The following is a 25,899-nucleotide window of genomic DNA, read 5'->3' as shown; positions in this document are numbered from 1 at the left end:
CGAGCTGTGAGACCGGCCCGGACCATGCGCTTTGATTGCCGGGCCGGTTGGCAGCGAAGGTGAGGTCGCGACCGGGCCAAATTGCCGATTGTCACCAATTGAGCTCGCGAGGTAGGCCTCCGGGCGCCCCCGTGAGATCGCAACCGCCGACTAATCGGAATCCTGATGTCCTCGCAAAATGAATGCACCGCAAACGCTCCTGATTTTGCGGCGCCCCCGTCGGCCTGGGCACCATTCGCGAGCCGCGCATTCCTCTGGCTGTGGCTTGCCAACGCGGTGTCTGCGCTGGGTACCTGGATCCAGAATGCCGCCAGCGCGTGGATCATGACGGATCTGGCACCGAGCCCAATGATGGTCAGCCTGGTGCAGACGGCGGCACAGTTGCCTGTGCTGCTCCTCGCCCTTCCCGCCGGAGCCATCGCCGATGTTATGGACCGCAAGCGCCTGCTGATCATTACAAACATCTTGATGTTGGCAGCCTCCGCTATCCTCGCGATCGTCGCAGCCGTGGGACGCGTCGATCCCGCAATGCTGCTGGGGCTGACGGTTCTCCTCGCCATAGGTGCCGCATTGAATAGTCCGGCATGGGCAGCGTCCGTGCCACTGACAGTGCCGCGCCGATCGCTGCCACAAGCACTCGTCCTAAATTCGGTCGGGTTCAATATCGCTCGGGCTATCGGGCCAGCGCTGGGTGGCTTGTTATTGGCAATCTGGGGCGCAGCTGCGGCTTTCTCAGCAAACGCGGCCTCCTTCGCTTTCATTGCTCTGGTGGTCGGCGGCTTTCTGACGTTCCCGCGAACGCAGGCGGCGAACAACGTGCCGCCGGAACCGCTGGGGTCGGCAATGCGCGTCGGCCTCGCCTATGCACTGGCTGAGCCGGTGGTGCGCAGCACGCTTGTTCGTTCGGCAGCTTTTTTCGGTTGCGCGAGTGCGATCTGGGCCCTGCTGCCATTGTATGTGCGCGAGGTGCTGGGGCTTTCATCCGCGTCCTACGGCCTGATGATGGGCGTCATCGGCACCGGCGCGGTGCTGGGCGGCTTGATGATGCCGGCGCTGAACAGGCTGTTTCCACGCAACAACCTGATCCTTCTCGCCGGCACCCTATGCGGCCTCGCATTGGTGCCTCTTGCCGTGGTGCCCAGTGCTACGGCCGCTTATACAGCCTTGTTCGTGTTCGGCACCGGCTGGATCATCGGCGCCTCTAACCTGCAGGCAACCGTTCAGCTGGCGGCGGCGCCCTGGGTGCGCGCCCGAGCGCTGGCACTGTACCAGGCGGTCTTCAATGGTGGCATGGGCCTGGGAGCAATCTTTTGGGGTTGGCTCGGCGATCGTGTCGGACTGACAGAAACGATCCTGACGGCGGGGCTTGCAGGCTGCGCGATTGCGCTTCTCACGCGGGCGATACATCTCCCGCCCGAGATCAACGATCCGTCGGCCTCAGCGATAACAGACCCGCCTGCCTTGTCGATTGCCGAAGAGATCAGACCGCTCCTGCTCAGCTCCCGGCATCGGTTGCGTGCCGCGGTGAGCTATCGGATCGATCCGTCCGATGTCCCTGCCTTTCGCTCCGCCATGGCCGGCGTTCGACTGTCTCGGTATCGCGATGGGGCGGTCGGGTGGGCACTGTCGCGGGACGTCAGTGATCCCATGCATTGGGTGGAGACATTTATCATCCGTGATTGGCATGAGTTGCAGCGAGGAATAGATCGCCTCAATCTTGCCGATAGCGAAGCCGTAGCTCGGGCTCGCTCCTATCATCGCGGTGATGAATTACCGCGTGTGACCCTGCTGCTCCAAGAATAAAATTCCTCCGCCGGGCGCCTGACCTGGCTGCATGGGGGCAGGACGACCACTTCAGAGGGGTGAGTTGGATCAGTGCCTGGAGTTAGAAATATTCTGCTCAGCTAGTTTGACTAGGGCTGAGCTCTGTTCACCTGCAGCCCTCTCAGACTCCAGCAATGCCCTAAACGCTGCACGTTTTATGATGCTCAGATACAGCAGCAGCCGTTCGCCACCATCGCCGCTCGAGATTGCGTCAACTTGAATCCGGCGTTCGATCTCTCTTTGGATGGCTTTGTCGGCCATATGGGCGATAAAGCCTAAGGTGTCCGGATCACTCATGAGGTAGCTCCATTTGCTCGACGCGGCATGTTATACTGCTCGGGCGCGACACGAAATGGAGGCAGTGATGACGATTGCCCAGCGCGACGTTGTTCCGAGCGAGAGCCATCAAGGATATCTTCTGGAAGTTTGGAAGGAGTGTCTAGTCGAGATGCTTGCTGACGTGGCGGATGTAAAAGCCCGTCACGAAGACGCATTTGAGACTGTTAGGGCGAATGCATCAGCGGCGGTGGCCGAAGCGCGAGCGTCCTATGGCGACGCTCTCACCAAGCTAGAACGAGCCATCGATGAGCGGCTGGGAAGGTTGCGCAAGCTGATCGAGGAGAAGAACGGCCCGCGCATCAAGCCTTACGAGGAAAATGCAATCCACTACGAGGGTCAGTTGGTCGTCCACCAAGGCGCGACATTCCAGGCTCTGCGTGATACCGCCAAGCCTCCCTGTGAGGAGAGCGACTGGATCTGCGTGGCAGCCGGTGGCCTCGACGGCCGTTCGCCTCGCGTGCGAGGTACCTATGCCGCCGGTGAGCGGTACTCACAACTGGATATCGTCGCGTTGAATGGCGCAGCCTTCATCGCCTGCCGCAGCAACCCGGGTCCGTGCCCTGGCGATGGATGGCAGCTGATTTCTTCGCAAGGAAAGAGAGGCCCCCAAGGTCCTAGGGGCGAGCGCGGCGAACGCGGGCCATCTGGTGCGAAGATCGCGAGTTGGCGGGTCGAGCCGGCCGATTACACTGCAACGCCCGTCATGAACGACGGCACGGAAGGCCCGCCGCTGGAACTGCGGCGGCTGTTCGATCAATTTCACCAAGACGCCATTTGAGATTGGCTTTGTAATCAATCTGAGAGCCGATTGAGACTCACTGATCCCTGAACATTCGCCATTGCTGCGGATGCCGTTGAAAATAAGCCGTCATCGAATGATCGGATGTCGGGCCGCTCAAGAGTTAAGGCATCGCGGGAGTCGCGCAGTTTCCAAATGATGGTCAATGACCATCATTTGCTGAAGCAGCTGCTCGAATAGATTCGACACAAGAGCAGGCCAGTCTTTCAGACGCTGAATGAAAGGTGGTCTCCGGGTCGCGCAGCAGGCGCGTCGCACGATCACTGCGTTGGGTAATTCGCGCGGCATCGACAAGTAGCCGCCGAAGGGCGCTGCCGACCTCGCCATCGTCGTCAGCCGCGTTCTGGGAGCGCCAGCCGTAGCAAGACCATTAGATTGTATCGAGTCCGACCTGGTAGCCCCGCCGATCTTGGCGCTGACGCTCACGATGTCGCTGCTGCTGCTCGCGTCGGCGCTGCCGCTTCTGCTCGGCGGCTTGCGGCGGACGCGATGGCGGGCGCTGGTGGAGCATCAGGCCGGCTTTCGATTGTCGAGCGCCCGCCGTACCACCGCGCATTCCGCGTCGGTCAGCTTCGGCAGCAATCCCAGCACAATTTGCAGCGGCGGCGGGAGGGCTTCACCCCGATCAGGCGGTGCCGCATTTCCGGTGGAGGGTGGTCCACAAGCGCCACTTGGCATATCTTCTTCATTGATATTGTTCGGTATTTTTTTGTCGGGTGCGTAATTTTGCGCAGTTGGCGTTTTTTCGCCGTTGATCTGGTTCAGCTTTTTGTTGACGGCTGCGGAATCTGCCGCAGTGTCGTTTCGGATGGTGCCCTCAGCGACTCCTAGCGCCTTCGCGATCCGGCGGTTACTGGCCGAAGGCTGCAACGCCTTGATCAACTTGGTGATGCGCTTGCGCTGTTCGACGACCAGGCGAAGGTTCTCCAGCTGAATGCAGTCGAGAAACCGGTTCACATCGTCGAAGCCATGACCGATGTGACGCCATCGGTCTTCCTTCAGCAACCATTCCAACTTGATGCAGGCGCGCTCGAAGCTGTAGCCCGCGATGTGGACGCCCTCGCGCAGCGCGCCGTAGGCTTCGTTGGCGGCGCTGATCTCGCCGTCACCCAACTCCGTCAGAAATGCGTAGGTTGCCTGTGCCTCGGCCCGATCATCCATCGTTTCGCGCTCCTCTTACTGCCTGCTTGCTTCGGCCTGCAGCGCCTCTATCTCGCTCAAGGTCCAGCTCGATACTTCGGCGATGCTCTGGATCGCCATCAGCCGCCTGCGCCATTGCTCGTTCTGCCGCTTCAGGATCACCAGCAGCTCGCTGACAGACGGAATAAATTTCAGGGTGCCGATGGCCTCCCAGATCGCGGCGTCGAGCGCAGGCAGGCTCAGTGTCTCGACGCTGGAGACGTGCTCCATCATCACCTTAAGATACACAGCGGGGTCGCTCGGCGCGCCAGACGGGAACGCGCCAACCAGCACCGCAATGCGCGCGGCGACCACACTCGGCTTGAGGCGATATCGCTCGTCGTCGTCGGTTTCATAGGCGTCGTCCGGGTCAAACCTTTTCACCGCCGACTCGCACCAGGCCAGCAGAGTTTTGTCGTTTTCGCCGAGCACAACTTTGCGCTTGGCGTCGGCGATCAGTTGGTCGATCACCTCGCGGCTTGTCGTCGCTTCCATTTTTTCTCGAAGAGTATCCACCTCGATCTGGGCGTCGCGCCGGGCGATGCTGTCGGCTTTGGCAGCAAATTGTTTCAGCGAACGCAACGGATGGATGGGATGCGGCTGCAAGGGCACGACGTTGCGCATCATAGTCCCCTCAATGCCCGGCACGCCGGAACTGCTCGCTCATTCCAAAGCCGATCCCGCTGGCCGACACCTTGCCGCCGTTGCGCTGACGGCGGCCGGGTGGCTGCTTATTCCAACCGCGACCGAGCAGCCACTTGCTCAGCGTCGGCAGGTAGCGCGGCTCGACGACATCGACCCACGCGCTGGCGGAGGCGATGATGATGGCGGGCGGAGCCTCGCGGCAGGCGAGATCAAAACTTCGACGGGCGATGAACTCGTCGAGGGCGCTATCGGGCCAGCTGCGCGCCTCTGACCAGAGCGACCACAGTTCCCCGAAACGATCTTCGATCAGCGCCTTGCTTTCTTCCGGCGCGCCGCCGACAGGCGCGAGCGCGCGGGCGGGGGTCACAGCGAGCGCACGCGAGCGCTCCCTCTCTCCCTCTATCGGGGATGCTTTAGCATCCCCATAGGTGGTTCTAAGTGGTTCAGGTGCAGTGGTGCACCTTTCCGAGGCTCCAGTGCACCTTTTATTTGGTTCTAAAGGGTGCGCTGGTGCACCTTTTATTTTGGGCCTCGACATCCGGTAGCGGTTCGAATGCCCGCGTCCTGCGCATCCCGGTTCAACTGTCAAGTGACCGCGCTCGCGCAACCTCCGTACCGCGCGGATCACCGTGGCTTTATCGACACCGATGCCGGTCGCGATGGTGAGGCTGGACGGCCAGGCCGCACCCCCGTGCCGCGAATTGAAATGCTGCCCGATCTCGTATGCGACCTTGAAGTCGACCGGCGATAGCTCAGCGTCCCCTCTGACCTGATCGAGCCAGACGAACAATTTGCGCGTACTGCTGCGGCGGCTGGTGAGGCTGGTCATGGCGCAATCCTCAACCAAGCGGCAAGGTCATCAACGTGCGGCTTCCAAGATTCGTCCACACTCCACCCTTCGCATTCAGCAATTGTCGGTAGTCGCGCTCCTTTCCGGACCAATTCGGTAAGTAGAGACCGCCGCTGTGGTCCATTCAGCCCTTGCGCCTCCATCCGGCTGTTGGCGATCAGCAAAAAATAAGCCGCCATCCTGCCAGTAACTGATTGTTTCTGCGAACCGAGGCCGAGAACGAACCGGTGGCGCGGCTTGCCGTCGATACGGACCGAACGCACCAGGTCGAAGCTGCGAGAGGACATCGGAAGGCCGCTGCACCCTCTTTTGAGGTTGCGCTTGCGGACTCGGATGAAGCCGATGGTGGTGTCGTTACCAGATCGCGCATCATCGCACGGGTTGGCATCTACGGTGCGGTCGTTACCAAAATGCCCCGCCTCTAGCGTTTTGATATCTACGCCTGGATCGGGCTGCGCATTTGGGATGGGGCTGGTGCTCACCATGGGCTCGGTTCCCTCTTGATCTTTCCGAGGCCGGGCGTACTGGTGGGACACTGTGGTCTGGACTGTCCCGATCGTGACCCGGTCGGAGTTTTAGAACGCCGCTCCTTTTTGCCGAGGGCGGCGTTCTGTTTTTTAGGCCCGTGTCAGGTGGATGTCGTCCGCATCAAATGCGGGAGCTTGGCGCGGACGCAAGAAGCCCACGCCAGGCCTGATGAGCGGGCATCAGCTCGGCAAGGTCGCGAGCAATTTTTTCCACCCGGCGTTCGCTCACATTGATCCGCCGCTTGATCAGCGCACCGCTCACCAGCGAACAAGCGGAGGGCCATCTTGAGGCTCGGTTGCGGGTCGTCGGCAGGTGCGGATGCCAGCGTTCGACCGCCAGTGCGACAAGCACGGCGATGCACTGATCGCGCAGCCAGTGATCAGCTGCGTCTCGTCCTTTGCGGCGAGGCATCGGCGGCTTGCCCAAATGCTGAACGGCGTAGCCCGCTATCGTCGCTGGCAGTTGCTCGCCATGGTCGATCATCTCCGCTGCGACCTGCAGCAACGCGACGTGGGCATCTACTACGCCGTCGTTGGCCCAGCCGATCACCTTGACGGCCTGGACCGTGTCTTGGCGGGCCATCGTCTTCAACCGGGCTTGCATGTACAGATGCGAGTTTTCCGTTCGCAGCAGCGCGCTGACCAGATCGAGCCAGTGCTCGATGATGCGGATCATGTCCGCTTCTCGGAGCGTAGCTTCAGCGTTAGCGATGGTCGTCGGCAGGTTCGTTGCCATGGTGCCCTCGGCGAGCACTGCGATCTTCAGCCAGCCTTGATCCGCTGACCGCAGCTTGGCAAGCGAAGGCGAACGCGCTTTTGGGCCCTGGTGGGGGTATTTGGCCTTAACTGGGCTTACTTGGGCCTATTCTGAATTGGGGCCTGAGTGCTTCACGGGCGATCTGCGAAAGCCCATCGCTTTTCCAACATATTGAAAAGCCGACATTTTTTATGTGGTGATGGGGCTGGACAACGTATCGTGTGGTCCTGGCCGTCGTTGCTACGGTCAAGCCTTTCGCGGAGATGCGCGCGAGCCCAACCGGGCAGACGGCATCGTCAATTCGTGGGGCGAGGGAGGCCAGAGGGAAAGTTCGGCTCCCGGGAGAGCACGGCATAAGCCGTCCGACCATCGCGCAGGGAAGGCCGTGTGTTGGGCTTCACCTGTATGCTGTTGTGCGGTTTCTCTGCGCTACCTTCGCGCAGCAGACCGCGGGTGCCGCCGGCACCCGGCCTTCCCTGCGCCCTCTGTTCGAAGAGGGAGAGAGATAAAGCAAAGCTCGGGCGAGTTGAGCCGCGAGGATGCGAAGGTGTGTCTGTGATTGAGGTGGGAGTGGGAGGATTGTGGCGATGCCGCTTGCTCCGTCATTGCGAGCGCAGCGAAGCAATCCAGAGTCTTTCCGCGGAGGCATTCTGGATTGCTTCGCTGCGCTCGCAATGACGTGGAGAGAACGCGACACACTCGCTATCGTAGGGTGGGCAAAGCGAAGCGTGCCCACGCATCGTGCGTGTCATTACCGGATCGTGGGCACGGCGCTTTGCGCCTTTGCCCACCCTACGGCACTGTACGCTACCGCCACTCTCGTGCCCCGGACGCACCGCATCGCCCCCGGCGATGCGAAGCATTCGTCCGGTGCGGTGCGCTGCAGAGCCGGGGCCTATATATCCGCAGTATACCGTGGCGCCTCCTGGGTCCCGGCTCTGCGCAGCAGCGTTGCACGCTGCAGCGCGTCCGGGACAGGAGAAGCCTACACTTCCCGCCGGCTCAGAAACGCCAGCCGCTCGAACAGGTGCACGTCCTGCTCGTTCTTGAGCAGCGCGCCGTGCAGCGGCGGGATCAGTTTTCGCGGATCCCTTTCCCTCAACTGCTCGACGCTCATGTCCTCGTTGAGCAGCAGCTTGAGCCAGTCCAGAAGCTCCGACGTCGACGGCTTCTTCTTCAGGCCGGGCACCTCGCGCACCTCGAAGAAGATGCGCAGCGCTTCTTCCACCAGGCGCTTCTTGATGCCGGGGAAGTGGACGTCGACGATGCGGCCCATCGTGTCGGCATCGGGGAACTTGATGTAGTGGAAGAAGCAGCGGCGCAGGAACGCGTCCGGCAGCTCCTTCTCGTTGTTGGAGGTGATCATCATGATCGGGCGCTGCTTGGCCTTGATCGTCTCGCCGGTCTCGTAGACATGGAATTCCATGCGGTCGAGCTCGAGCAGCAGGTCGTTCGGGAATTCGATGTCGGCCTTGTCGATCTCGTCGATCAGCAGCACCGGGCGCTGCTCGGCGGTGAAGGCTTCCCACAGCTTGCCGCGCTTGATGTAGTTCTTGATGTCGGAGACGCGGGCATCGCCGAGCTGGCTGTCGCGCAGGCGCGACACCGCGTCGTATTCGTAGAGGCCCTGCTGCGCCTTGGTGGTGGACTTGATGTGCCAGGTCAAAAGCGGCGCGTTCAGCGCCTTCGCCACTTCCTCGGCCAGCACGGTCTTGCCGGTGCCGGGCTCGCCCTTGATGAGGAGCGGGCGCTCGAGCACGATCGAGGCGTTGACGGCGACCTTGAGATCGTCGGTCGCAACATAATCCTTGGTGCCGGTAAATTTCATTGCGCGTCCTTGTTGGTCGTCATCCCGGGCATTGCCAATGTCATGGCCCGGTCGCGACATGGGAACGGCCGCGCTTGGCGGCCGTTCCTGGTTCGGTCAGGCTTTCAGACCCGTCTTATCAGCGAAAGGATGACCAGCACAATCACCGCGCCGATGGTGGCATCCACGATGGCGCCGACCGTGCCGGTGGCGAGCGCGATATGCAGCTGTGGCAGCACCCAGCTCGCGACCAGCGCGCCGATGATGCCGACGACGATGTTGCCGATCAGCCCAAATCCCGCCCCATGGACAATCTTGCCGGCAAGCCAGCCGGCGATCGCGCCGATGATGAGTGCTGCGAGAATTCCCATTGCAAACGTCCCCAAAACAACCCCGTGAGGCCCCAATTCTAGTGCAAAAAGCCTCCCGGTCCAGCGCAGAGCGCCGGGCTCCGCCCCTTGACGTTCGCCGGCCGACGGGCAATCTGTCACCCATGTTCCTGCAATTCTTCACCTCTCTGCGCGATGCGCAGGTCCCCGTGACGCTGCGCGAATACCTCACGCTGATGGAGGCGCTCGACGCTGACCTTGCGGACTACACGGTCGAGAACTTCTACTATCTGTCGCGCGCCTCGCTGGTGAAGGACGAGCGCAACCTCGACAAGTTCGACCGCGTCTTCGGCACGGTGTTCAAGGGGCTGGAAAGTCTGCTCGACGCCATGGAGAAGGCGGAGATCCCCGAGGAGTGGCTGAAGAAGCTCGCTGAAAAGTACCTCACCGAGGAAGAGAAGAAGCAGATCGAGGCCATGGGCTGGGACAAGCTCATGGAGACCCTGAAGAAGCGCCTCGAGGAGCAGAAGGGGCGGCACCAGGGCGGCTCGAAATGGATCGGCACGGCGGGCACCTCGCCGTTCGGCGCACACGGCTACAATCCCGAAGGCGTGCGCATCGGCCAGGAGAAGAACCGCAACAACCGCGCCGTGAAGGTGTGGGACAAGCGCGAGTTCAAGGATCTCGACGGCAATGTCGAACTCGGCATCCGCAACATCAAGGTGGCGCTGCGCCGCCTGCGCAAGTTCGCGCGCACCGGCGCGCCCGACGAGCTCGATCTCGACACCACCATCCGCGAGACCGCCAATCACGGCTATCTCGACGTGCACATGCGCCCCGAGCGGCGCAACGCGGTGAAGCTGTTGGTGTTCTTCGACATCGGCGGCTCGATGGACGCGCATATCGAGCAGGTCGAGGAGCTGTTCTCGGCGGCGAAGAGCGAGTTCAAGCACATGGAGTATTTCTACTTCCACAACTGCCTCTATGAAGGCGTTTGGAAGCAGAACAAGCGCCGCTTCACCGACCGCACGCCGACCTGGGACGTGCTGCACAAATACCCACACGACTACAAGGTCGTTTTCGTCGGCGACGCCTCGATGTCGCCTTACGAGATCATGGTGCCCGGCGGCTCGGTCGAGCACGTCAACGAGGAGCCCGGCTCAATCTGGCTCGACCGCATCATCCGCACCTATCCGCACGCGGTGTGGCTGAACCCGGTGCAGCAGAAGCACTGGGACTATTCGGAATCGACCACCATCATCAAGCGCATCTTCACCAACCGCATGTACCCGATCACGATCGAAGGGCTCGAAGCTGCGATGAAGGAATTGACGCACTGACCATGACGAGGCCGGGCTCAATCGGCAACGGTAGTGTGCTCCCTCTCCCGCTTGCGGGGGAGGGTTGGGGAGGGGGTATCGCCACGGGCGATACTCCCCAAGAGGAGAGAGCCCCCACCCGCGTCGCTTCGCGCCGCGACCTCCCCCGCAAGCGGGAGAGGTAGACCGAAACTGTGGCTAGCAGATGCCGTACAACGGCTACGAATGAATTGAGGGAGAACCATATGCCCCAAAACATCACCCGCGGCATCAAGGCGCTGATCGACGAGGCCAATGCCGAGATCGAGACGCTCAACGCCAAGGACGCCATCGAGATCTCCAAGAACGGCGACGTCGTCATCGTCGACATCCGCGATCCCCGCGAGATCGAGCGCGACGGCCGCATCCCCGGCGCCTTCGCCTGCACCCGCGGCATGCTCGAATTCTGGATCGATCCGCAGAGCCCCTACGCAAAGCCGGTCTTCCAGGAGGACAAGAAGTTCGTCTTCCATTGCGCCGGCGGCCTGCGCTCCGCGCTCGCGGCCAAGACCGCGCAGGACATGGGCCTCAAGCCCGTCGCCCACATCGCCGGCGGCTACGCCGCCTGGCGTGACGCCGGCGGCCCGACGGAGAAGTGGGAGCCGAAGAAGAAGGGGTGAGGGGTGCTCCGATGTCGCTCCAATCCGTGCTGTCATTCCCCGCGAAGGCGGGGAATCCAGTACGCCGCGGCCCATCGATTGAATCACAACCGTCTCGGATTACTGGATCGCCCGGTCAAGCCGGGCGATGACAGCAGAGTTTGACGCGCACGGCTTCAACCTCACTCGTACTGCGCGCGCCTCGGAATGACTGCAAGGAAAGCCAATGACCGCCACCGACCCTCTCGTCTCCACCGAATGGCTCGCCGCCCACATCAACGACGCCAACGTCAAGGTGCTCGATGCCAGCTTCAAGCTGCCGGGCGTGCTGCCGCTGCCGAAGGACGACTATCTCGCCGCGCATCTGCCGGGCGCGGCGTTCTTCGATGTCGACGCGGTGTCGGATCATTCCAACCCGCTGCCGCACATGTATCCGAGCGCGGAGCAGTTCGGCCGCGACATCGGCAATCTCGGCATCTCCAACGCCGACACCGTCGTGCTCTACGATGCCGGCGGCTGGGTCGCCGCACCGCGCGCATGGTGGATGTTCCTGGCTTTCGGCCACGGCAATGTGCGCATCCTCAATGGCGGCCTGAAGAAGTGGCGCGCCGAGGGACGCTCCGTGGAGAGCGGCGAGGTGAAGCCGAAGGGCGCAACGTTCAAGGCGAGCTTCGATGCGAAGCGCGTGCGCAGCATGCAGCAGCTGGTCGCCAACGTCGAAAGCCGTGCCGAGCAGGTGATCGACGCGCGCGCCGCCGACCGTTTCGAGGGCCGCGCGCCCGAGCCGCGGGCGGGCATCCGTTCCGGTCACATCCCCGGCGCGCGCAACGTGCCCTACAATCTGCTGTTCAATGCCGCGACCGGCGAGATGAAGCCGCTCGAGGATCTGCGCGCCGCCTTCACGGGCGCCGGCGTCAAGCTCGACGCGCCGATCGTGACGAGCTGCGGCTCCGGCGTGTCCGCCGGCGTGCTGACGCTCGCGCTGTATCGCCTGGGCGTGACAGACACCGCGCTCTACGACGGCTCGTGGTCGGAATGGGGCCAGGAAAAAGGCCCGCCGATCGCGACGGGCCCGGCGTAATCGCAGGAGCGATCCGACCTCTCCCCGCAAGCGGGGAGAGGCGAAGAAAGATCAGCGCGTCCGCGCGGTCGTCGCAAATGCCTGCGGCTGTCCGAACGGATCGAGCTGCTGCTGCAACTGCTGCGGCGGCGGACGGCGCACCACGCGGTGCCGCTTCTTCGCCTTTGCCTTCTTGGCCGCCTTGTCGTCGGCCTTGCCGCTGTCCACCTTGGCCTTCGGCGGTGCATCCTTGGTGGTCGTGGTGGCGGGCGCGTTCAGCGCCGCCAGTTTGGCCGTGGCAACGTCGAGTGCCGCGGAGGCAAGGGCGGCGTCGGCGCCGGCCGGCGCCGGCTCGCTGGCGGTCGCCGCTGGCTTCGCTTCGGGGATCGACGCCGTGGTGTCGGCCGGGGTGAGCGTGTCGGTCGGCGCTGCGGCTTCCACCGTAGCGTCGGTCGCGGTGGCCTCAGTCTTGCTGGCCTCAGTTTTGGCCGGTTCGGCGGACGAAGCGTCAGCCGGGGCTTCGCTGACCTGAGGCTGAGCGTCGGCCTCGGTTGTCAGCGCGGCGACCTGGTCAGGCCCGCTTGCCGGCAGTCCGATGGTCGGCACCTGGTCGCGCAGGTTCGGTGCGGGCTCGGCCATGTCAGGCTCGGCGCGCAAGACCGCGAGCACCGGCTGGGCCGGCTCGGAGGCTTGCGCGAACACCTGCTCCCGCGGGCCGTTCCGCCAGGAGGGGGCGCTGACATATTGCTCGTGCGTCGCCCGCAGCAGCGCGGCGGCGCCCAGGCCGAACACCAGGATGGAGGTTGACAGCACGATCGCGGCAAACAGGAAGCGAAAGCCCGGAAGCATCGGACGGGTTACGAATTTCCGCCCCGGCGGTGTGGAGGCCAGGGCCCAAGAGCCATCTGAACGCGGTGACGGTACAGCTTGCCGCGTTCGCCACGCGGGAATCGGAGCTCAAAGCGGAGGCGAATCAGGCTGATTCGAACATATCGCAACGATTCAGCGTCATTCCCTAAAAATCGGGGCCGAAGCTCCGGCAATTGGGGGCACGATGCGATTTCCGCCCCGTGATGCAACGGGGCAACGGTAGTCTTGCGGATCACAAATCGGCCAATCCGGCGCAAATCAGCCTGATATGTCTTGAATGTGCCGCTATCTTCGGCCATCTGGCCGTTAACGGTCCGGACGGGGCCCCGGGGCTATATAAGAGCGATGATGATCAAACACTTTCTGACGATATGCGCTGCCGCAACAGTCGCTGCGGCGGGAACCTCGCTCGCTCAGGCGCAGAGCTATCCGGTCCAGCAGGTGCCGAGCTATGGCGCCCCGGCCGAATACCGCCCCGGTGATCGCACGCCGAATTTCGACGCGCTGGAGGATGACGACGACGCGCTGCCGCAGGCCGCGCTGCCGCCGCCCGGTCCCGTCGACGATCCGCGCTACGGCCGCCCGGCCGGTGCACCCCCGGTCTACTCCGCCGCCCCGCCGCAGGGGCCGGTGATGTCGCCGGATGATCCCCGTTATGGCCGCCCCGCCGGCGCTCCGCCGGTCTATTCGGCGGCTCCGCAGGGCCCGGTGATGTCGCCCGACGATCCCCGCTATGGCCGCCCCGCCGGCCCGCCGCCGGTGATCTACGCCAATCGTCCGGGTCAGCAGGGACAGGCTCCGGCCAGTGACGGTCTGCGTCCGCCGGAAGCGGTCGGTGGCCCCGCCGCAACCGGAACGGTCCAGGCTGGACAGCCGCCCGTCGGCGCCGATGGCCGGCCGATGACGATCGCTTCGCTGCCGCCCGAGGAGCAGCCCGACGCTGCGCCGGCGCAGCTGCCGCAGAATTTGCGCCGCCAGGAAGTCGCGTTCCAGACCAAGGAGCCGGCCGGCACGCTCGTGGTCGATACCCCCAACACCTACCTCTATTACGTCCTCGGCGGCGGCCGTGCGATCCGCTACGGCGTCCGCGTCGGCCGCGACGGCTTCACCTGGACCGGCGTGCAGAAGATCACCCGCAAGGCGGAGTGGCCGGATTGGCATCCGCCGACGGAGATGATCGAGCGTCAGCCCTATCTGCCGCGCTTCATGGCCGGCGGCCCCGGCAATCCGCTCGGCGCCCGCGCGATGTATCTCGGCTCGACCGTCTACCGCATCCACGGCACCAACCAGCCGTCGACGATCGGCAAGTTCGTGTCGTCGGGCTGTATCGGCATGCTGAACGAGGACGTCTCGGACCTGTTCGACCGCGTCAAGGTCGGCACCCGCGTGGTGGTGATGCCGGGCGGCCCGCCGCCGGGAACGGCGACCGCATCCGCTGCGCCGGCGGCCGGTCCTGCTGCTGGCCCGGCTCCGATGGCCGCCCAGGCTGGCCCCGTTCCGGGCACCCAGCCGACGGTGGTGCCGCCGCTGCCCGCGCCGGTCACCGTGCGCTAAGAGCTTCGAACCAGATCAAATTGCGAAGGGCGTGCCGTCGGCACGCCCTTTTCGTTTTCAGGCCAGCTTGCGCGGCAGCTCGCCGCCCTTGGTGAAAGCGTCGATTGAATCGACCATTTGGCCGTAATGGATGCGCAAGCCGTCCTCGGTGGCGTAGCCGAGATGCGGCGTCAGCACGAGATTGTCGAGCTTGCGGAAGGGATGGTCGACCGGCAGCGGCTCGACCGCGAACACGTCGATGCCGGCGCCCGCAATCTTCTTCTGCTGCAACGCCTCGAGCAGGGCCTGCTCGTCCACGATCGGCCCGCGCGCGGTGTTGACGAGGAAGGCGGTCGGCTTCATCCGCGCGAGGTCCGCTCGGCCGACGAGACCGCGCGAGCGCTCGCTCAGCACGACATGGATGGTGACGATGTCGGCCTTGGCGAACAGCTCCTCCTTGGTGGCGTAGCCGACGCCGGCGGCCGCGCACTTCTCCGGCGTGAGGTTCGGGCTCCAGGCGATCACGTTCATGCCGAACGCCTTGGCGATGCCGGCCATCTTGGTGCCGAGCTTGCCGAGCCCGATGACGCCGAGCGTCATTCCCTCGATCTCGACGCCGGCAAAGGTCTGCCAGGGCTCGCCGGCATGCATGCGCGCATTCTCGCGGCCGATGCCCCGGGTCAGTTCCAGGATCAGGCCCATGGTGAGCGGCGCCGTGGGATCGCGCGTATATTGCGTGCCGCCGATGACGACGCCGCGTCCCTTCGCGGCTTCCATGTCGATCGAGGCGTTGCGCATGCCCGAGGTCAGCAGCAGCTTCAGCTTGGGCAGCTTGTCGAACAGGCTCTTGGGGAACGCCGTGCGCTCGCGCATCGCGCAGATGATCTCGAAATCGGCCAGCGCGCTCGCCGCGGCGGCTTCCGAGGCGAAGGGATGGCTGAACACGGTGACATCGACACGGTCCGACAGTTTCGGCCAGTCGGCGACGTCCAAAGCGAGGTTGAAATAGTCGTCGAGAATTGCGCAGCGCAGCCGGCTCATCAGCGTTCTTCCAGGACCAGGGTTGATGGCGAGAGTGACGGCGCGAGGCGGGGGCGCCATCGTCGGAACCTGGCCATGGTTGCGCGCAATCAGCCTCGCGCGCAAGCAGCTAGCGTCTTCAAAAATGCGATAGCGGGAAGGCGCTTAGAGGTCGCGGGGCTTCAGCCGGATCGGCGCATCCATGCCATGCTTGGCGCGCCAGGCGGGGCCGGGGCCGCGCATGTAGTGCAGCTCGGGCCGGTAGGGGTTGAAGGCGGTCGCGAAGAAGCGCTTCCAGAAGCCCTTGATCTCCGACACGAGTCCGGACGCGTTCCCGGCGTCGGCCGGAACGGGAAATGAGTGGGTTTCGATCAGAGCCATGGTCGGCCTCGCTGTGCTCCCGTTCATTCTGAGCGGGTGGCGCTGTTTCCGCGCGAAACCGAGCTTTGGCCTGATTTATTAAAAGATAGTTTCAATTGTCCGGATTGGGGTCCGGATGGTGTCCGTCCCGTATTCATCCGTGGTGAACGGAGGGAAAACGTTGCCCTTTGGGGGCGGGATCGTTACATCGGCGGCAAGCAAATCTCCTCAAATCGAAGGTATTCGGGACCGATGGCGCGCCAGTTCATCTATTTCATGCAGGGCCTGACCAAGAGCTACCCGACCCGGAAGGTGCTCGATAACATCCATTTGAGCTTCTACCCGGACGCCAAGATCGGCGTGCTCGGCGTCAACGGCTCGGGCAAGTCGACGCTGCTCAAGATCATGGCGGGCCTCGACAAGGAGTATAACGGCGAGGCCTGGGTCGCCCAGGGCGCCCGCGTCGGCTATCTCGAGCAGGAACCGCATCTCGATCCCGCGCTCAGCGTGCGCGAGAACGTCATGCTGGGCGTCGCCAAGCAGAAGGCCATCCTCGATCGCTACAACGAGCTGGCGATGAACTATTCCGAGGAAACCGCCGACGAGATGACCAAGCTGCAGGACGAGATCGAGGCCCAGGGCCTCTGGGATCTCGACAGCAAGGTCGACCAGGCCATGGACGCGCTGCGCTGTCCGCCCGACGATGCCGACGTCACGAAGCTCTCGGGCGGTGAACGCCGCCGCGTCGCGCTGTGCCGGTTGCTGCTCGACCAGCCCGAACTGCTGCTGCTGGACGAGCCGACCAACCATCTCGACGCAGAATCCGTGTCGTGGCTGGAAGGCCATCTGCGCAACTATCCCGGCGCGATCCTGATCGTCACCCACGATCGCTACTTCCTCGACAACGTCACGAGCTGGATTCTCGAGCTCGACCGCGGCAAGGGCATTCCCTACGAGGGCAATTACTCGTCCTGGCTGGTGCAGAAGCAGAAGCGCCTCGAGCAGGAGGGGCGCGAGGACGCCGCGCATCAGAAGACGATTGCCCGCGAGCAGGAATGGGTCGCGTCCTCGCCGAAGGCACGCCAGGCCAAGTCGAAGGCGCGCTACCAGCGCTACGAGGAGCTGCTCAAGCAGGCGAGCGAGAAGCAGACCCAGACCGCGCAGATCATCATCCCCGTCGCCGAGCGGCTCGGCGCCAACGTGGTCGATTTCGAAGCGCTCAGCAAAGGCTACGGCGATCGCCTGCTGATCGACGATCTCACCTTCAAGCTGCCGCCCGGCGGCATCGTCGGCGTGATCGGTGCCAACGGCGCCGGCAAGACCACGCTGTTCAAGATGATCACCAAGCAGGAAACGCCGGACAAGGGCACGATCACGGTCGGCGAAACCGTGCATCTCGGCTATGTCGACCAGTCGCGCGATGCGCTCGACGGCAACAAGAATGTGTGGGAGGAAATCTCCGGGGGCAACGAGCTGATCCTGCTCGGCAAGAAGGAAGTGAATTCGCGCGGCTACTGCTCGTCGTTCAACTTCAAGGGTGCTGACCAGCAGAAGAAGGTCGGTGCGCTCTCCGGCGGTGAACGCAACCGCGTGCATCTCGCCAAGATGCTGAAGTCCGGCGCCAACGTCCTGCTGCTCGACGAACCGACCAACGACCTGGACGTCGACACGCTGCGCGCGCTCGAAGAGGCGCTGGAGGATTTCGCCGGCTGCGCCGTCATCATCAGCCACGATCGCTGGTTCCTCGACCGCATCGCGACCCACATCCTGGCGTTCGAAGGCGACAGCCACGTCGAATGGTTCGAGGGCAACTTCCAGGACTACGAGAAGGACAAGATGCGCCGGCTCGGCCAGGACAGCATCATTCCGCACCGCGTGAAGTACAAGAAGCTGACGCGGTGACGGCGGCATGATGCGGCGGGCACTCATCGCTGCGGTGATCGCGGTCACCTGCGGCTGGTCGCCCGCCCGCGCCGCGGATGCTGCCTTCACGCAGTTCATCGCCTCGCTCTGGCCTGAGGCGCAAGAGGCCGGCGTCTCGCGTGCGACGTTCGACCGCGAAACGCGCGGGCTCGAGCCCGATTACAAATTGCCCGATCTGATCCTGCCGGGACGGCCCGCGACTGGCGCGCCGTCGCAGGCCGAGTTCGTGCAGGTGCCGGCGGACTACGTCAAGGAAGCCTCGATCGCACGGCTCGCGGGCGAGGGGCAGCGCCTGCTGCAAAAGTATCGCCCTGCGCTGAACGAGATCGAGAAGAGCTCCGGCGTGCCTGTGACCGTCATGCTCGCGATCTGGGGCCGCGAGACCGACTATGGCCGCTACACGCTGCCCTATGACCTCGTGCGCGTGCTGGCGACGCAGGCCTATGTCGGCCGGCGCAAGGACCAGTATCGCAACGAGTTCATCCTCTCGCTGAAGATCCTCGGCGAGGGCGTGGTGACGCGCAAGGACATGCGCTCGTCCTGGGCCGGCGCCACGGGCCTCACGCAGTTCCTGCCGTCCGAATATTACAAGCACGGCGTCGACTTCGACCGCGACGGCCGCATCGACATCTGGCACTCGGTGCCGGATGCGCTGGCCTCGGCCGCGCAGCAGCTCGTCAACAAGGGCTGGCAGAGCGGCGTGCGCTGGGCCTATGAGGTGCAGGCGCCTGCGAAGGTCGATTGCACCACAGGCGTGCCGGAGGTGACCAAGCCGATCAGCCAGTGGCTGCGCGAAGGCTTTGTGCCGGTGCGCGGGCAGAAGCTCAGCGCCGCTGAACAGGCGCAGCCGGCCTCGCTGTTGCAGCCGGAAGGCATCTACGGTCCATCGTTTCTGACGACGAAGAACTACTTCGTCATCAAGGAATACAATTTCTCCGACCTCTATGTGCTGTTCGTCGGTCATCTCAGCGACCGCATGACGAGCCCGCTGCCGTTCGCGACATCTTGGGTGGCTTCGAAGCAGCTGCGCACGAAGGACGTCGAAACCATGCAGCGCGGGCTGACGCGCGTCGGGCTCTACAAGGACAAGATCGACGGCAAGGCGGGCATGCAGACGCGCGCCGCGCTCGGCGCTTATCAGAAGTCGGCTGGCCTGAAGGTCGATTGCTGGCCGAGCGAGGACGTGCTGCGCTCGATCCAGGCCGCGCGTTAAGGTCCTCCACAAAAGAAAAAGCCCGGCCGAGAGTATCGGCCGGGCTTCGATCGTGGCGCCGAGGGGCGCCGTGCGATCAGATCAGTAGCAGACGCGAACCGGGCGGCTGACCCAGCCGTAGCCGTCCCAATAGCGCTCACGGCGCCAGTAGCAGGGCGCGGGCGGCGGGGGCTCGGCAACGTAAACGGGGCCGCCATAGGCGGGACGGCTCGAGGCGATTGCGCCGCCGACGATGGCGCCGCCGATCAGGCCGGCTGCGATGCCGGCGCCGACGCCGTCATGGGCCTTTGCAGACGGGGTGGCGGTCACCAGCGAACCGGCAACCGTCGCAACCGTAAGGGCGGCAACGATAGTCTTCTTCATGCTCTTGGCTCTCCTGGGAGATGGGTTCCTCTTGTTAGAGGCGCCCGGGTTTCAAAGGTTCACGCACACTCTGATGGAATTGTCCTTGCGGCTAGGAAGCGCGCAAATGGTCAATCCACGGTAAACGCACACGGAGCTGTGACGAGAAAAAGCGGTCTTTTTCGGGCCCCGAGATGAACGGCGCCCCCGTAGTGCACCGGCCCGGAGCGCCTCAGCCGCAGACGCGGACGCGGCGGACGCGCCAGGCATAGCCGTCCCAGAAGCGCTGCCGCTGCCAGGCGCAGCCGCCATAGTAATCATCAGCGACATAGCCGGGACCGGGCGCGTAGTAGCGGGGCGGGTAATAGCCGGGGCCGTAACCCGGACCGTAGCCGTAGGCGGGACCCGGTCCGTAATAATACGGAGAGGCCAGCGCGCCGCCGACAATGGCGCCGCCGATGATGCCCGCCGCGACGCCAGCCGCGACGCCGCGCTGGGCCTGCGCCGGCGTTCCGGCCGTCAGGGCCACAATGGCGAGGGCAGCGGCTGCCAGGAGCGACTTCTTCATCGGATGACCTTTCGTACAAACACGCTGGAACTCTTAGGGTGCGCAGAGTTCCATACTTCGTTCGAATGATCAATGAACGGCACCTTTGCGGGGGGCGACCAATTATTGTGGACCGCAGCTCCGCCAGGGAGGCGAGGATGGGCAACGCGATGATCAATGCATTGATTGCTGCCGGGATCGTCTTTGCGATCGGGTACGGCTGGATCACCCACCTCCAGAACCGCAGCCAGCGCCGCTCGCGCGCAGGGGCCGGCGGGGACAGCGGTGGCGACAGCTATTCGGGGAGCAGCGGCGACGGCTTCTCGCTGGGCAGCTGGTTCTCCAGCGACAGCTCGGGGAACTCGACCGACGGCGGCAGCTGTTCGAGCAGCGATAGCGGCAGCAGTGGCGGCGATTGCGGAGGCGGTGGCGACGGTGGAGGAGGCGGTGGCGGCGACTAGATCCGGCCCCATCTTGATCCAGCGCAATGCTTTGATTTAGAGCCGTTCTAGGCTGTTTTTCGGCCAGTTTGGAATAGCTTCAAATACCGGTTTTTCCCTTTGCATCCGGCCGGCCCGTTAAATATCGATGATGGCGCATCACCGAAGGGCCTACCGCTTCCATGATCGTTTGTTCCTGTAACGTGCTGAGCGATGACGACATCCGCGCCGCCGTCGCCGAGTCCGACGATGCCGTGCGCCATGCCAAGCAAGTCTACGGATGCCTCGGCTGCAGCGCCGAATGCGGCCGCTGCGCCCGCACGATCAAGACCATCATCGACGAAGCGCTTGGCCCCTGCGCCAAGTCCTGCTGCTCGGGCTGCCCGCACAGCCACACCGTGGCCGCCAACGACGAGACCGCCGAGCCCGCCGAGTTCGCCCTCGCGGCCTGCTGAAACTTTCCCCACCGTCGGCTGAGTTTTTCCCCGGCTGCGTCCCCGTAGCCGGTTGCCCCAGTGTTTAATCTGACTTAGAAGCATTCTAAAGTCGGATAGGACCGATTTGGACTGCAAGAGCTGGAGTGAACCATGCAGGGCGACGCAAAAGTCATCGACTATCTCAACAAGGCGCTGCGTCACGAGCTGACTGCGATCAACCAGTACTGGCTGCACTACCGCTTCCTCGACAATTGGGGCCTGCTGGACATGGCCAAGGTCTGGCGCAAGGAATCCATCGAGGAGATGGAGCACGCCGACAAGCTCACCGCGCGCATCCTGTTCTTCGACGGCTTCCCGAACATGCAGGTGCTCGATCCCCTGCGCATCGGCCAGAACGTCAAGGAGATCATCGAGTGCGATCTCGCGGCCGAGATGAGCGCGCGGGCGCTCTATCAGGAAGCGGCCACCTATTGCCACGGCGTCAAGGACTACGTCACGCGTGACCTGTTCGAGAAGCTGATGAGCGACGAGGAGCACCACATCGACTTCCTCGAGACCCAGCTCGACCTGATCGGCCGCATCGGCCTCGAGCTCTACACCCAGAAGCACGTCGGCGGGCTCGAGGGCGAGGGGCACTAAGCCCGGCTCTCTCCATTCGTCATGGCCGGGCTTGACCCGGCCATCCACGTTTGCCGCACGACGAAGACATGGATGTCCGGGTCAAGCCCGGGCAGGCACAGCGGCGGGCGCCCCACCTACAACTGCGTCTTGTAACGCTCTTCCGTGATCTGCTGGTTCTCCGGCTCGCCGAGACCGGTCTGCTCGTGGATGACCTCGCTGATGCTCGGCATCACCGAGCGCTGCACCTTCTCCGGCGCCCACAATTTTGAGCGCATCAGCGCCTTGCCGCAGTGGAAGTAGACTTCGCTGACGGCGACGTTCAGCACCGCGCGCGGCGGCTTGCCGAATTCAACCATCGAAGCCAGCAGATCCGGATCGACCGACAGCGTGCCGCGTCCGCCGACGCGCAATGTCTCGTCGATGCCGGGCACGAAGAACAACAGATGCACGAAGCCCGAGCCTTCGACCACATTGCGAAAGCTGTCGATGCGGTTGTTGCCGGCGCGATCGGGCATCAGCAACTGGTTGGGGCCGGCGACGTGGACGAAGCCGACGCCACCGCCGCGCGGCGAGGCATCGACGCTGCCGTCGGTGCCGGACGTCGCGAGCACGCAGAACGGCGACATCTCGATGAATTTCTTCGCGTGCGCGTCGATTGCGGGGCGCGCCTTCGCGATCACGCGCGGGGTCGGCTTGGCATAGATAGTTGCGAGGTCGTCGGCGCAAAGATCGGTCACGAAGGTCTCCCTGATTGAGGACTTCTCGGCATCAATAGCACGTGCGCCGCGGTGTCGTCACTGCACCGCACAGGCGTTTTCCGGCTGCCCAGGTGGCGTCACCGGGGGATTTCGCTTATAACGAGTGCCGTACTTTATCGTTTTTCAAAAGAAGGAATTTCAACATGGCCCTGACGCAGGCAATGCGGGTCGCGGGCGAGCTGCCGCGCCGTCGTGAGAATGTTCCAGGACAGATCATCGTTCGGTTGAAGCCGGCCGTTGCCCGGCAGATCGCGGCGGACGCGCCTCGGGCGGCCACGTCGCGCGCGCTGGCGGATGCGATGCCCGATGAAGTGCGAGGTCCGATCGGTTTCCTGCGGGACAATTTCGGGCTTCAGTCGATGAAGCCGCTGTTCGTGGTCGACGCCGGTGACGCGCCGGCGCAGGCGCTGGACGCGGTTCATCGTTCGATCGTGCGCTCCGCAACGGCAGCACCGCGAGAGTCGCTGGCCGGATTTCAGATCGTGCAGGTCAAGGACAAGAAGATGGGTGCAGCCGCCCTGAAGCGGTTGAGTGCCTCCAAGGCGATCGATCTGGTCGAACCCGTTCCCCGCCGCTGGCTCAAGACCGCCGCCGATCCCATGAAAATCAGGCAATGGGGTCTTCGGGCCATCAGATGGTTCGACGAGCGGCGGCCCGGTGCGGGGCGGGTTCATGTCGCCGTGCTCGATAGCGGTGTCGATGCCGGACATCCCGATCTCGCAGACGCGATCGAGGAATACCGGCACGACGGCAACGGAGCGCGCGACTTTCTCGGCCACGGCACGCATGTCAGCGGCACGATCGCGGCCGTGGTCAACAATTCGGTCGGTATCGCGGGCGTGGCGAATTGCCGGCTGCACTGCTGGAAAGTCTTCGACGATCCCAAGCGCCCAGGCGACGACGAGAACTTCAACTTCGAGTTCTACAGCAAGGCGCTCGCGGCTGCGCTCGATTCCAACATCAAGGTCATCAATCTCAGCATCGGCGGCGAGGACCATTCGAAGGCGGAGGCAACGATCTTCGCCGAGCTGATCGATGCCGGCGTCGTCATCTCGACTGCGATGGGCAACGAGTTCGAGAGCGGCAATCCAAAGGAGTATCCGGCCGGCTACCCCGACACGATCGGCGTTTGGAGCCGTCGATGAATCTCATCGGCGCGCCTCGTTCTCCAACACGGGCAGGCACATCAAGCTGGTCGCGCCGGGCGTCAACATCCTGTCGACGGTGCCGCGGATGAAGGCGAGCTTCGCCGATCATACGCGCTACGATTCCTGGCCCGGAACGTCGATGGCAACGCCGCACGTGACGGGGGCTGCTGCACTCGTCTATGTCCACAAGCCGAAATCCAGGGCGGCCGGGCTTGCGGTTGCCAGGCGCCTGATCGCGACGGCGACCAAATTGCCGGCGATGCGGGGACGGAATTTCACGCCGCAATACGGCGCAGGTCTGCTCGATGTCGCCGCTGCGCTCGGTCGCGCCAAGCCGGCGCGGAAACGGCGAAAATAGGTTGCCGCGACCTTGATCGGGCGCCGCGAACGGCTAGGTTCTCGGCATGTCCGTGCAGTTCAAATTCCGGGATCGCGTCGATCAGCGCCGGCGGCGCATGATCATCAAGACGCTCGGCGATGCCGGCTACACCGCCCGGAGCCTGTTTCCGGGACAGACGCGCGAAGCGCTTGCGGCGATCTTCACCGTCGCCGAGGCCGACGCCAGGTCCGTCCGCGCCGCGCTCGACGATTTCGGCGATGATATCGAATTCGTCGAGGCCTCGCCGAGGCGAGGCCTCAAGAAAACCTGAAGGCTTAACGGCCTGCGGCGCGACAGGCGCCGCAGATGACGCGACGGACAATCAGCGATTGGCCGATTCAACCGTTCGCTGCGGCGCGGTCTGCAGCATCTGGCGGACCTGCTCGACGTAGAATTTCGCATTGCCCGTGGTGCCGTGGCCGCGCGTCTCGGTGCTTGCGGGGATCAGATACAGCTTGCCGTTCTTCACCCGCTTCATCGCGGCATCCGTAATGCCGGTCTCGGGCGGATTGCGCTCGTCGTCGGCGGAATTGATCAGCAGCAGCGAGGCCTCGATCAGCTCCAGCTTCTCGCCCGCATTGTAGTCGTGCGAGGAGTCCCACTGATAGACGAAGTCGTTGGCGTCCGCCGTGATCGGCGCCGCGAGCCGGTCATCGACGATCTTGTCGGCCTTCGCCGCCGTCGGCGCCTGCTGTTGATAGGCGAGGGTGCCGCCGATGCTGGCGATGCCGTAGGCGGTGATGGCGTATTTCATCATGCGCGGCTGGCTGGTGTAGTTGCCGCCGTTGTAGTCGGGATCGTTGCGGATGGTGTCGAGCATGATCCGCCGCATCATCCAGTTGCGCGACGCCATCTCGGTCGGTTGCGAGGCCATCGGGATCAGCGCGTCCATGTCCTTCGGATATTTCTCGCCCCACAGCCAGGTCTGCATGCCGCCCATGGAGTTTCCGATCACGAGCCGCAGATGCTTGACGCCGAGACCTTCGGCCACGAGGCGATGCTGCGCCTCGACCATGTCGTCGTAATTGTATTTCGGGAAGCCCGTCTTCATGCCGTCGGAGGGTTTTGACGATTTGCCGTGGCCGATGCTGTCGGGAATGATGATGTAGTATTTGGATGCATCGAGCGGCTGTCCCGCACCGAACATCTCGCCTGCGAAGGCGGGCGTCAGCATGCTTGCGCCGGAGCCGCCCGTGCCGTGCAGCACCAGGACAGGCTGGCCGGTCGGCTCGCCGACGGTGGTGTAGTGCAGCTTCAGTTCCGGCATGGTCTCGCCGGTGTGGAACTTGAAGTCCTTGGCGACCCAATCGCCCTGTTTCGGCGCTGGATAGTCGGCGGCAAATGCCGATGCCGAGATGGACAGCAGAACGGCCGACAGCGCCGCGCAAGAAGCTTTCATGTTCCTCTCCCCTGCGGCTCATATCGGGCGGCCGCGTTGGCGCGGAGCTTAGCAGAAGGATAGGTAAGGATGTAGGATTTCGGCTCCGCCGTTCGTCTTATGAGGACACCACCGGGAGAGACTGCATGTGCCGCAACATCAAGACGCTGTTCAACTTCGAGCCGCCCGCGACGGAGGACGAGATCCACGCCTCGGCCCTGCAGTTCGTGCGCAAGCTGTCGGGCTTCAACAAGCCATCGGCGGCCAACGAGGCGGCGTTCGAGCTCGCCGTGGCCGAGGTCTCGGAGGCTGCACGGAAGCTCCTGACTTCGCTGCACACCCATGCGCCGGCGCGCGACCGCGAGGTGGAGGCGGAAAAGGCGAAGGAGCGCTCGCGGCTGCGCTTCGGCTAGCGGCGGACGCCGCTGGCCTGTTCCGTGATCTGGCTCACGGTATCGGACGTCTCACCTTGCGATGATGCCTGCCGGGGTTTTTGACAGCCCGGAGCACGATCATGAGCCGCCCCCTTCTTCCGCTGAAAGCAGGTGCCATCATCTTCACGCTGCTGTGGACCGCGTGGATGATGTGGTGGAGCGGCTCGTTCTCCAGCGCCAACGTCGTCATCCTGGCCGTGTGCGGCACGGTGGTCGGCTATCTCTGGTATCGCGCCATGCGCTGGCAGTTCGAGCGCATGGGCATGCTGCCGCGCAAGGACGATTCATCCGGAACGTCTTGAGCCACCGGCGTGTCCCGGACGCGCTGCAGCGTTCTTACGCTGCTGCGCAGAGCCGGGACCCAAATGGTAAGCAAGGCCGCGGTGACATGGGCCCCGGCTCTGCAGCGCACCGCTTCGCGCT

General features: G+C 63.9%; 31 protein-coding genes. 16 read left to right on the top strand and 15 right to left on the bottom strand.

Annotated elements, in window-relative coordinates:
* Nucleotides 1–165: 165 nt before the first annotated feature.
* The gene (locus tag JQ617_RS12960) at nt 166–1,803 is read left to right on the top strand and encodes an MFS transporter (RefSeq protein WP_212026624.1); all 1,638 of its coding nucleotides are present in this window, start codon (nt 166–168) and stop codon (nt 1,801–1,803) included.
* 69 nt (nt 1,804–1,872) lie between these two features.
* On the opposite strand, the gene JQ617_RS12955 is transcribed toward JQ617_RS12960, so the two are convergent.
* On the bottom strand, nt 1,873–2,121 hold the full coding sequence (locus JQ617_RS12955) for a hypothetical protein (RefSeq protein ID WP_212026623.1): 249 nt from the start codon (nt 2,119–2,121) through the stop codon (nt 1,873–1,875).
* 67 nt (nt 2,122–2,188) lie between these two features.
* Here JQ617_RS12955 and JQ617_RS12950 point away from each other — a divergent pair, with 67 nt between their 5' ends.
* Complete coding sequence (locus JQ617_RS12950; protein ID WP_212026622.1) at nt 2,189–2,941, top strand: collagen-like protein; 753 nt, start codon at nt 2,189–2,191, stop codon at nt 2,939–2,941.
* 531 nt (nt 2,942–3,472) lie between these two features.
* Here the strand turns inward: JQ617_RS12950 and JQ617_RS12945 are convergent.
* The 7 genes from JQ617_RS12945 to JQ617_RS12915 form a co-directional block, all read right to left on the bottom strand.
* Nucleotides 3,473–4,123 (bottom strand): AsnC family protein, encoded by a 651-nt coding sequence (locus tag JQ617_RS12945; protein ID WP_212026621.1) that lies wholly within the window; start codon nt 4,121–4,123, stop codon nt 3,473–3,475.
* Nucleotides 4,124–4,138: 15 nt separating this feature from the next.
* Entirely contained in the window at nt 4,139–4,768 is a 630-nt protein-coding gene (locus JQ617_RS12940) for a hypothetical protein (protein ID WP_212026620.1), read from the bottom strand.
* Nucleotides 4,769–4,775: 7 nt separating this feature from the next.
* Nucleotides 4,776–5,615 (bottom strand): helix-turn-helix domain-containing protein, encoded by an 840-nt coding sequence (locus JQ617_RS12935; protein WP_212026619.1) that lies wholly within the window; start codon nt 5,613–5,615, stop codon nt 4,776–4,778.
* Entirely contained in the window at nt 5,612–6,121 is a 510-nt protein-coding gene (locus JQ617_RS12930; RefSeq protein ID WP_212026618.1) for a hypothetical protein, read from the bottom strand. The genes JQ617_RS12935 and JQ617_RS12930 overlap by 4 nt, the downstream gene beginning before the upstream one ends.
* A gap of 163 nt (nt 6,122–6,284) precedes the next feature.
* Complete coding sequence (locus tag JQ617_RS12925) at nt 6,285–6,899, bottom strand: hypothetical protein (protein ID WP_212026617.1); 615 nt, start codon at nt 6,897–6,899, stop codon at nt 6,285–6,287.
* Nucleotides 6,900–7,905: 1,006 nt separating this feature from the next.
* A complete protein-coding gene (locus tag JQ617_RS12920; RefSeq protein WP_008140272.1) occupies nt 7,906–8,748 on the bottom strand; it encodes an AAA family ATPase in 843 nt (280 codons plus the stop codon).
* A 104-nt stretch (nt 8,749–8,852) separates the two neighbouring features.
* Entirely contained in the window at nt 8,853–9,098 is a 246-nt protein-coding gene (locus JQ617_RS12915; RefSeq protein ID WP_212026616.1) for a GlsB/YeaQ/YmgE family stress response membrane protein, read from the bottom strand.
* A 122-nt stretch (nt 9,099–9,220) separates the two neighbouring features.
* Between JQ617_RS12915 and JQ617_RS12910 the strand changes: the two genes are divergently transcribed.
* The 3 genes from JQ617_RS12910 (at nt 9,221) to sseA (ending at nt 12,094) form a co-directional block, all read left to right on the top strand.
* A complete protein-coding gene (locus JQ617_RS12910) occupies nt 9,221–10,396 on the top strand; it encodes a vWA domain-containing protein (protein WP_212026615.1) in 1,176 nt (391 codons plus the stop codon).
* 224 nt (nt 10,397–10,620) lie between these two features.
* Complete coding sequence (locus JQ617_RS12905) at nt 10,621–11,034, top strand: rhodanese-like domain-containing protein (RefSeq protein WP_212026614.1); 414 nt, start codon at nt 10,621–10,623, stop codon at nt 11,032–11,034.
* Nucleotides 11,035–11,239: 205 nt separating this feature from the next.
* On the top strand, nt 11,240–12,094 hold the full coding sequence (gene sseA / locus JQ617_RS12900) for a 3-mercaptopyruvate sulfurtransferase (protein WP_212026613.1): 855 nt from the start codon (nt 11,240–11,242) through the stop codon (nt 12,092–12,094).
* Nucleotides 12,095–12,145: 51 nt separating this feature from the next.
* On the opposite strand, the gene JQ617_RS12895 is transcribed toward sseA, so the two are convergent.
* Nucleotides 12,146–12,922, bottom strand: a complete 777-nt coding sequence (locus tag JQ617_RS12895) for a hypothetical protein (protein WP_212026612.1) — start codon at nt 12,920–12,922, stop codon at nt 12,146–12,148.
* A 369-nt stretch (nt 12,923–13,291) separates the two neighbouring features.
* On the opposite strand from JQ617_RS12895, the gene JQ617_RS12890 reads away from it, so the two are divergent.
* A complete protein-coding gene (locus JQ617_RS12890; protein WP_212026824.1) occupies nt 13,292–14,497 on the top strand; it encodes a L,D-transpeptidase in 1,206 nt (401 codons plus the stop codon).
* 57 nt (nt 14,498–14,554) lie between these two features.
* Here the strand turns inward: JQ617_RS12890 and JQ617_RS12885 are convergent, their stop codons facing one another.
* Both JQ617_RS12885 and JQ617_RS12880 read right to left on the bottom strand, forming a co-directional pair.
* Nucleotides 14,555–15,517 (bottom strand): D-2-hydroxyacid dehydrogenase family protein, encoded by a 963-nt coding sequence (locus tag JQ617_RS12885; RefSeq protein WP_212026611.1) that lies wholly within the window; start codon nt 15,515–15,517, stop codon nt 14,555–14,557.
* Nucleotides 15,518–15,661: 144 nt separating this feature from the next.
* The gene (locus JQ617_RS12880) at nt 15,662–15,877 is read right to left on the bottom strand and encodes a hypothetical protein (RefSeq protein ID WP_063689544.1); all 216 of its coding nucleotides are present in this window, start codon (nt 15,875–15,877) and stop codon (nt 15,662–15,664) included.
* Between the two features lie 231 nt (nt 15,878–16,108).
* On the opposite strand from JQ617_RS12880, the gene ettA reads away from it, so the two are divergent.
* Both ettA and JQ617_RS12870 read left to right on the top strand, forming a co-directional pair.
* A complete protein-coding gene (gene ettA, locus JQ617_RS12875; RefSeq protein WP_018641021.1) occupies nt 16,109–17,758 on the top strand; it encodes an energy-dependent translational throttle protein EttA in 1,650 nt (549 codons plus the stop codon).
* A gap of 7 nt (nt 17,759–17,765) precedes the next feature.
* Nucleotides 17,766–18,992 carry a lytic murein transglycosylase gene (locus tag JQ617_RS12870; RefSeq protein ID WP_212026610.1) on the top strand — a complete coding sequence of 409 codons (1,227 nt, stop codon included), beginning with the start codon at nt 17,766–17,768 and terminating at the stop codon, nt 18,990–18,992.
* Between the two features lie 81 nt (nt 18,993–19,073).
* Here the strand turns inward: JQ617_RS12870 and JQ617_RS12865 are convergent, their stop codons facing one another.
* Both JQ617_RS12865 and JQ617_RS12860 read right to left on the bottom strand, forming a co-directional pair.
* Nucleotides 19,074–19,355 carry a hypothetical protein gene (locus JQ617_RS12865; RefSeq protein WP_063689537.1) on the bottom strand — a complete coding sequence of 94 codons (282 nt, stop codon included), beginning with the start codon at nt 19,353–19,355 and terminating at the stop codon, nt 19,074–19,076.
* 211 nt (nt 19,356–19,566) lie between these two features.
* On the bottom strand, nt 19,567–19,902 hold the full coding sequence (locus JQ617_RS12860) for a hypothetical protein (RefSeq protein WP_212026609.1): 336 nt from the start codon (nt 19,900–19,902) through the stop codon (nt 19,567–19,569).
* Between the two features lie 137 nt (nt 19,903–20,039).
* Between JQ617_RS12860 and JQ617_RS12855 the strand changes: the two genes are divergently transcribed.
* From JQ617_RS12855 to bfr, 3 genes are all read left to right on the top strand, one after another.
* Nucleotides 20,040–20,342, top strand: coding sequence for a hypothetical protein (locus tag JQ617_RS12855; protein WP_212026608.1), 303 nt, complete (start codon nt 20,040–20,042; stop codon nt 20,340–20,342).
* A gap of 161 nt (nt 20,343–20,503) precedes the next feature.
* Nucleotides 20,504–20,776, top strand: a complete 273-nt coding sequence (locus JQ617_RS12850) for a (2Fe-2S)-binding protein (protein ID WP_027560715.1) — start codon at nt 20,504–20,506, stop codon at nt 20,774–20,776.
* 132 nt (nt 20,777–20,908) lie between these two features.
* Nucleotides 20,909–21,397 carry a bacterioferritin gene (bfr, locus tag JQ617_RS12845; RefSeq protein WP_011089420.1) on the top strand — a complete coding sequence of 163 codons (489 nt, stop codon included), beginning with the start codon at nt 20,909–20,911 and terminating at the stop codon, nt 21,395–21,397.
* A gap of 116 nt (nt 21,398–21,513) precedes the next feature.
* Here the strand turns inward: bfr and JQ617_RS12840 are convergent, their stop codons facing one another.
* Complete coding sequence (locus JQ617_RS12840) at nt 21,514–22,116, bottom strand: MSMEG_1061 family FMN-dependent PPOX-type flavoprotein (RefSeq protein WP_212026607.1); 603 nt, start codon at nt 22,114–22,116, stop codon at nt 21,514–21,516.
* A 164-nt stretch (nt 22,117–22,280) separates the two neighbouring features.
* On the opposite strand from JQ617_RS12840, the gene JQ617_RS40240 reads away from it, so the two are divergent.
* Genes JQ617_RS40240 through JQ617_RS12825 form a run of 3 tightly spaced genes read left to right on the top strand, consistent with a single transcriptional unit; the run spans nt 22,281 to nt 23,935 of the window.
* A complete protein-coding gene (locus JQ617_RS40240) occupies nt 22,281–23,282 on the top strand; it encodes a S8 family peptidase (RefSeq protein ID WP_212026606.1) in 1,002 nt (333 codons plus the stop codon).
* Nucleotides 23,173–23,643: a S8 family serine peptidase gene (locus JQ617_RS40235; RefSeq protein ID WP_212026605.1), complete on the top strand. Its 471-nt coding sequence runs from the start codon at nt 23,173–23,175 to the stop codon at nt 23,641–23,643. Before JQ617_RS40240 ends, JQ617_RS40235 begins: the two co-directional genes overlap by 110 nt.
* Before the next feature lie 46 nt (nt 23,644–23,689).
* On the top strand, nt 23,690–23,935 hold the full coding sequence (locus JQ617_RS12825) for a hypothetical protein (RefSeq protein ID WP_212026604.1): 246 nt from the start codon (nt 23,690–23,692) through the stop codon (nt 23,933–23,935).
* Between the two features lie 51 nt (nt 23,936–23,986).
* On the opposite strand, the gene JQ617_RS12820 is transcribed toward JQ617_RS12825, so the two are convergent.
* On the bottom strand, nt 23,987–25,063 hold the full coding sequence (locus JQ617_RS12820; RefSeq protein WP_212026603.1) for an alpha/beta fold hydrolase: 1,077 nt from the start codon (nt 25,061–25,063) through the stop codon (nt 23,987–23,989).
* A gap of 125 nt (nt 25,064–25,188) precedes the next feature.
* Between JQ617_RS12820 and JQ617_RS12815 the strand changes: the two genes are divergently transcribed.
* On the top strand, nt 25,189–25,455 hold the full coding sequence (locus tag JQ617_RS12815; protein WP_212026602.1) for a DUF2277 domain-containing protein: 267 nt from the start codon (nt 25,189–25,191) through the stop codon (nt 25,453–25,455).
* A 101-nt stretch (nt 25,456–25,556) separates the two neighbouring features.
* Entirely contained in the window at nt 25,557–25,778 is a 222-nt protein-coding gene (locus JQ617_RS12810) for a hypothetical protein (protein ID WP_212026601.1), read from the top strand.
* The last annotated feature ends 121 nt before the right edge of the window (nt 25,779–25,899 follow it).

The sequence above is a fragment of the Bradyrhizobium sp. KB893862 SZCCT0404 genome (assembly GCF_018130885.1).
GTDB classification, from domain to species: domain Bacteria; phylum Pseudomonadota; class Alphaproteobacteria; order Rhizobiales; family Xanthobacteraceae; genus Bradyrhizobium; species Bradyrhizobium stylosanthis.
This window is presented reverse-complemented; position numbering and strand designations above follow the sequence as displayed.

Coding starts and splice junctions, on each gene's coding strand:
- JQ617_RS12890 (WP_212026824.1), top strand. CDS start 13,292: ATGATCAAACACTTTCTGACGATATGCGCTGCCGCAACAGTCGCTGCG.
- JQ617_RS12955 (WP_212026623.1), bottom strand. CDS start 2,121: ATGAGTGATCCGGACACCTTAGGCTTTATCGCCCATATGGCCGACAAA.
- JQ617_RS12905 (WP_212026614.1), top strand. CDS start 10,621: ATGCCCCAAAACATCACCCGCGGCATCAAGGCGCTGATCGACGAGGCC.
- JQ617_RS12945 (WP_212026621.1), bottom strand. CDS start 4,123: ATGGATGATCGGGCCGAGGCACAGGCAACCTACGCATTTCTGACGGAG.
- JQ617_RS12940 (WP_212026620.1), bottom strand. CDS start 4,768: ATGATGCGCAACGTCGTGCCCTTGCAGCCGCATCCCATCCATCCGTTG.
- JQ617_RS12920 (WP_008140272.1), bottom strand. CDS start 8,748: ATGAAATTTACCGGCACCAAGGATTATGTTGCGACCGACGATCTCAAG.
- JQ617_RS12865 (WP_063689537.1), bottom strand. CDS start 19,355: ATGAAGAAGACTATCGTTGCCGCCCTTACGGTTGCGACGGTTGCCGGT.
- JQ617_RS12810 (WP_212026601.1), top strand. CDS start 25,557: ATGAGCCGCCCCCTTCTTCCGCTGAAAGCAGGTGCCATCATCTTCACG.
- JQ617_RS12950 (WP_212026622.1), top strand. CDS start 2,189: ATGACGATTGCCCAGCGCGACGTTGTTCCGAGCGAGAGCCATCAAGGA.
- JQ617_RS12930 (WP_212026618.1), bottom strand. CDS start 6,121: ATGGTGAGCACCAGCCCCATCCCAAATGCGCAGCCCGATCCAGGCGTA.
- JQ617_RS12915 (WP_212026616.1), bottom strand. CDS start 9,098: ATGGGAATTCTCGCAGCACTCATCATCGGCGCGATCGCCGGCTGGCTT.
- ettA (WP_018641021.1), top strand. CDS start 16,109: ATGGCGCGCCAGTTCATCTATTTCATGCAGGGCCTGACCAAGAGCTAC.
- JQ617_RS12880 (WP_063689544.1), bottom strand. CDS start 15,877: ATGGCTCTGATCGAAACCCACTCATTTCCCGTTCCGGCCGACGCCGGG.
- JQ617_RS40240 (WP_212026606.1), top strand. CDS start 22,281: ATGGCCCTGACGCAGGCAATGCGGGTCGCGGGCGAGCTGCCGCGCCGT.
- JQ617_RS12870 (WP_212026610.1), top strand. CDS start 17,766: ATGATGCGGCGGGCACTCATCGCTGCGGTGATCGCGGTCACCTGCGGC.
- bfr (WP_011089420.1), top strand. CDS start 20,909: ATGCAGGGCGACGCAAAAGTCATCGACTATCTCAACAAGGCGCTGCGT.
- JQ617_RS12850 (WP_027560715.1), top strand. CDS start 20,504: ATGATCGTTTGTTCCTGTAACGTGCTGAGCGATGACGACATCCGCGCC.
- JQ617_RS12815 (WP_212026602.1), top strand. CDS start 25,189: ATGTGCCGCAACATCAAGACGCTGTTCAACTTCGAGCCGCCCGCGACG.
- JQ617_RS12935 (WP_212026619.1), bottom strand. CDS start 5,615: ATGACCAGCCTCACCAGCCGCCGCAGCAGTACGCGCAAATTGTTCGTC.
- JQ617_RS12885 (WP_212026611.1), bottom strand. CDS start 15,517: ATGAGCCGGCTGCGCTGCGCAATTCTCGACGACTATTTCAACCTCGCT.
- JQ617_RS40235 (WP_212026605.1), top strand. CDS start 23,173: ATGCCGGCGTCGTCATCTCGACTGCGATGGGCAACGAGTTCGAGAGCG.
- JQ617_RS12860 (WP_212026609.1), bottom strand. CDS start 19,902: ATGAAGAAGTCGCTCCTGGCAGCCGCTGCCCTCGCCATTGTGGCCCTG.
- JQ617_RS12820 (WP_212026603.1), bottom strand. CDS start 25,063: ATGAAAGCTTCTTGCGCGGCGCTGTCGGCCGTTCTGCTGTCCATCTCG.
- JQ617_RS12855 (WP_212026608.1), top strand. CDS start 20,040: ATGGGCAACGCGATGATCAATGCATTGATTGCTGCCGGGATCGTCTTT.
- JQ617_RS12925 (WP_212026617.1), bottom strand. CDS start 6,899: ATGGCAACGAACCTGCCGACGACCATCGCTAACGCTGAAGCTACGCTC.
- JQ617_RS12960 (WP_212026624.1), top strand. CDS start 166: ATGTCCTCGCAAAATGAATGCACCGCAAACGCTCCTGATTTTGCGGCG.
- sseA (WP_212026613.1), top strand. CDS start 11,240: ATGACCGCCACCGACCCTCTCGTCTCCACCGAATGGCTCGCCGCCCAC.
- JQ617_RS12910 (WP_212026615.1), top strand. CDS start 9,221: ATGTTCCTGCAATTCTTCACCTCTCTGCGCGATGCGCAGGTCCCCGTG.
- JQ617_RS12895 (WP_212026612.1), bottom strand. CDS start 12,922: ATGCTTCCGGGCTTTCGCTTCCTGTTTGCCGCGATCGTGCTGTCAACC.
- JQ617_RS12825 (WP_212026604.1), top strand. CDS start 23,690: ATGTCCGTGCAGTTCAAATTCCGGGATCGCGTCGATCAGCGCCGGCGG.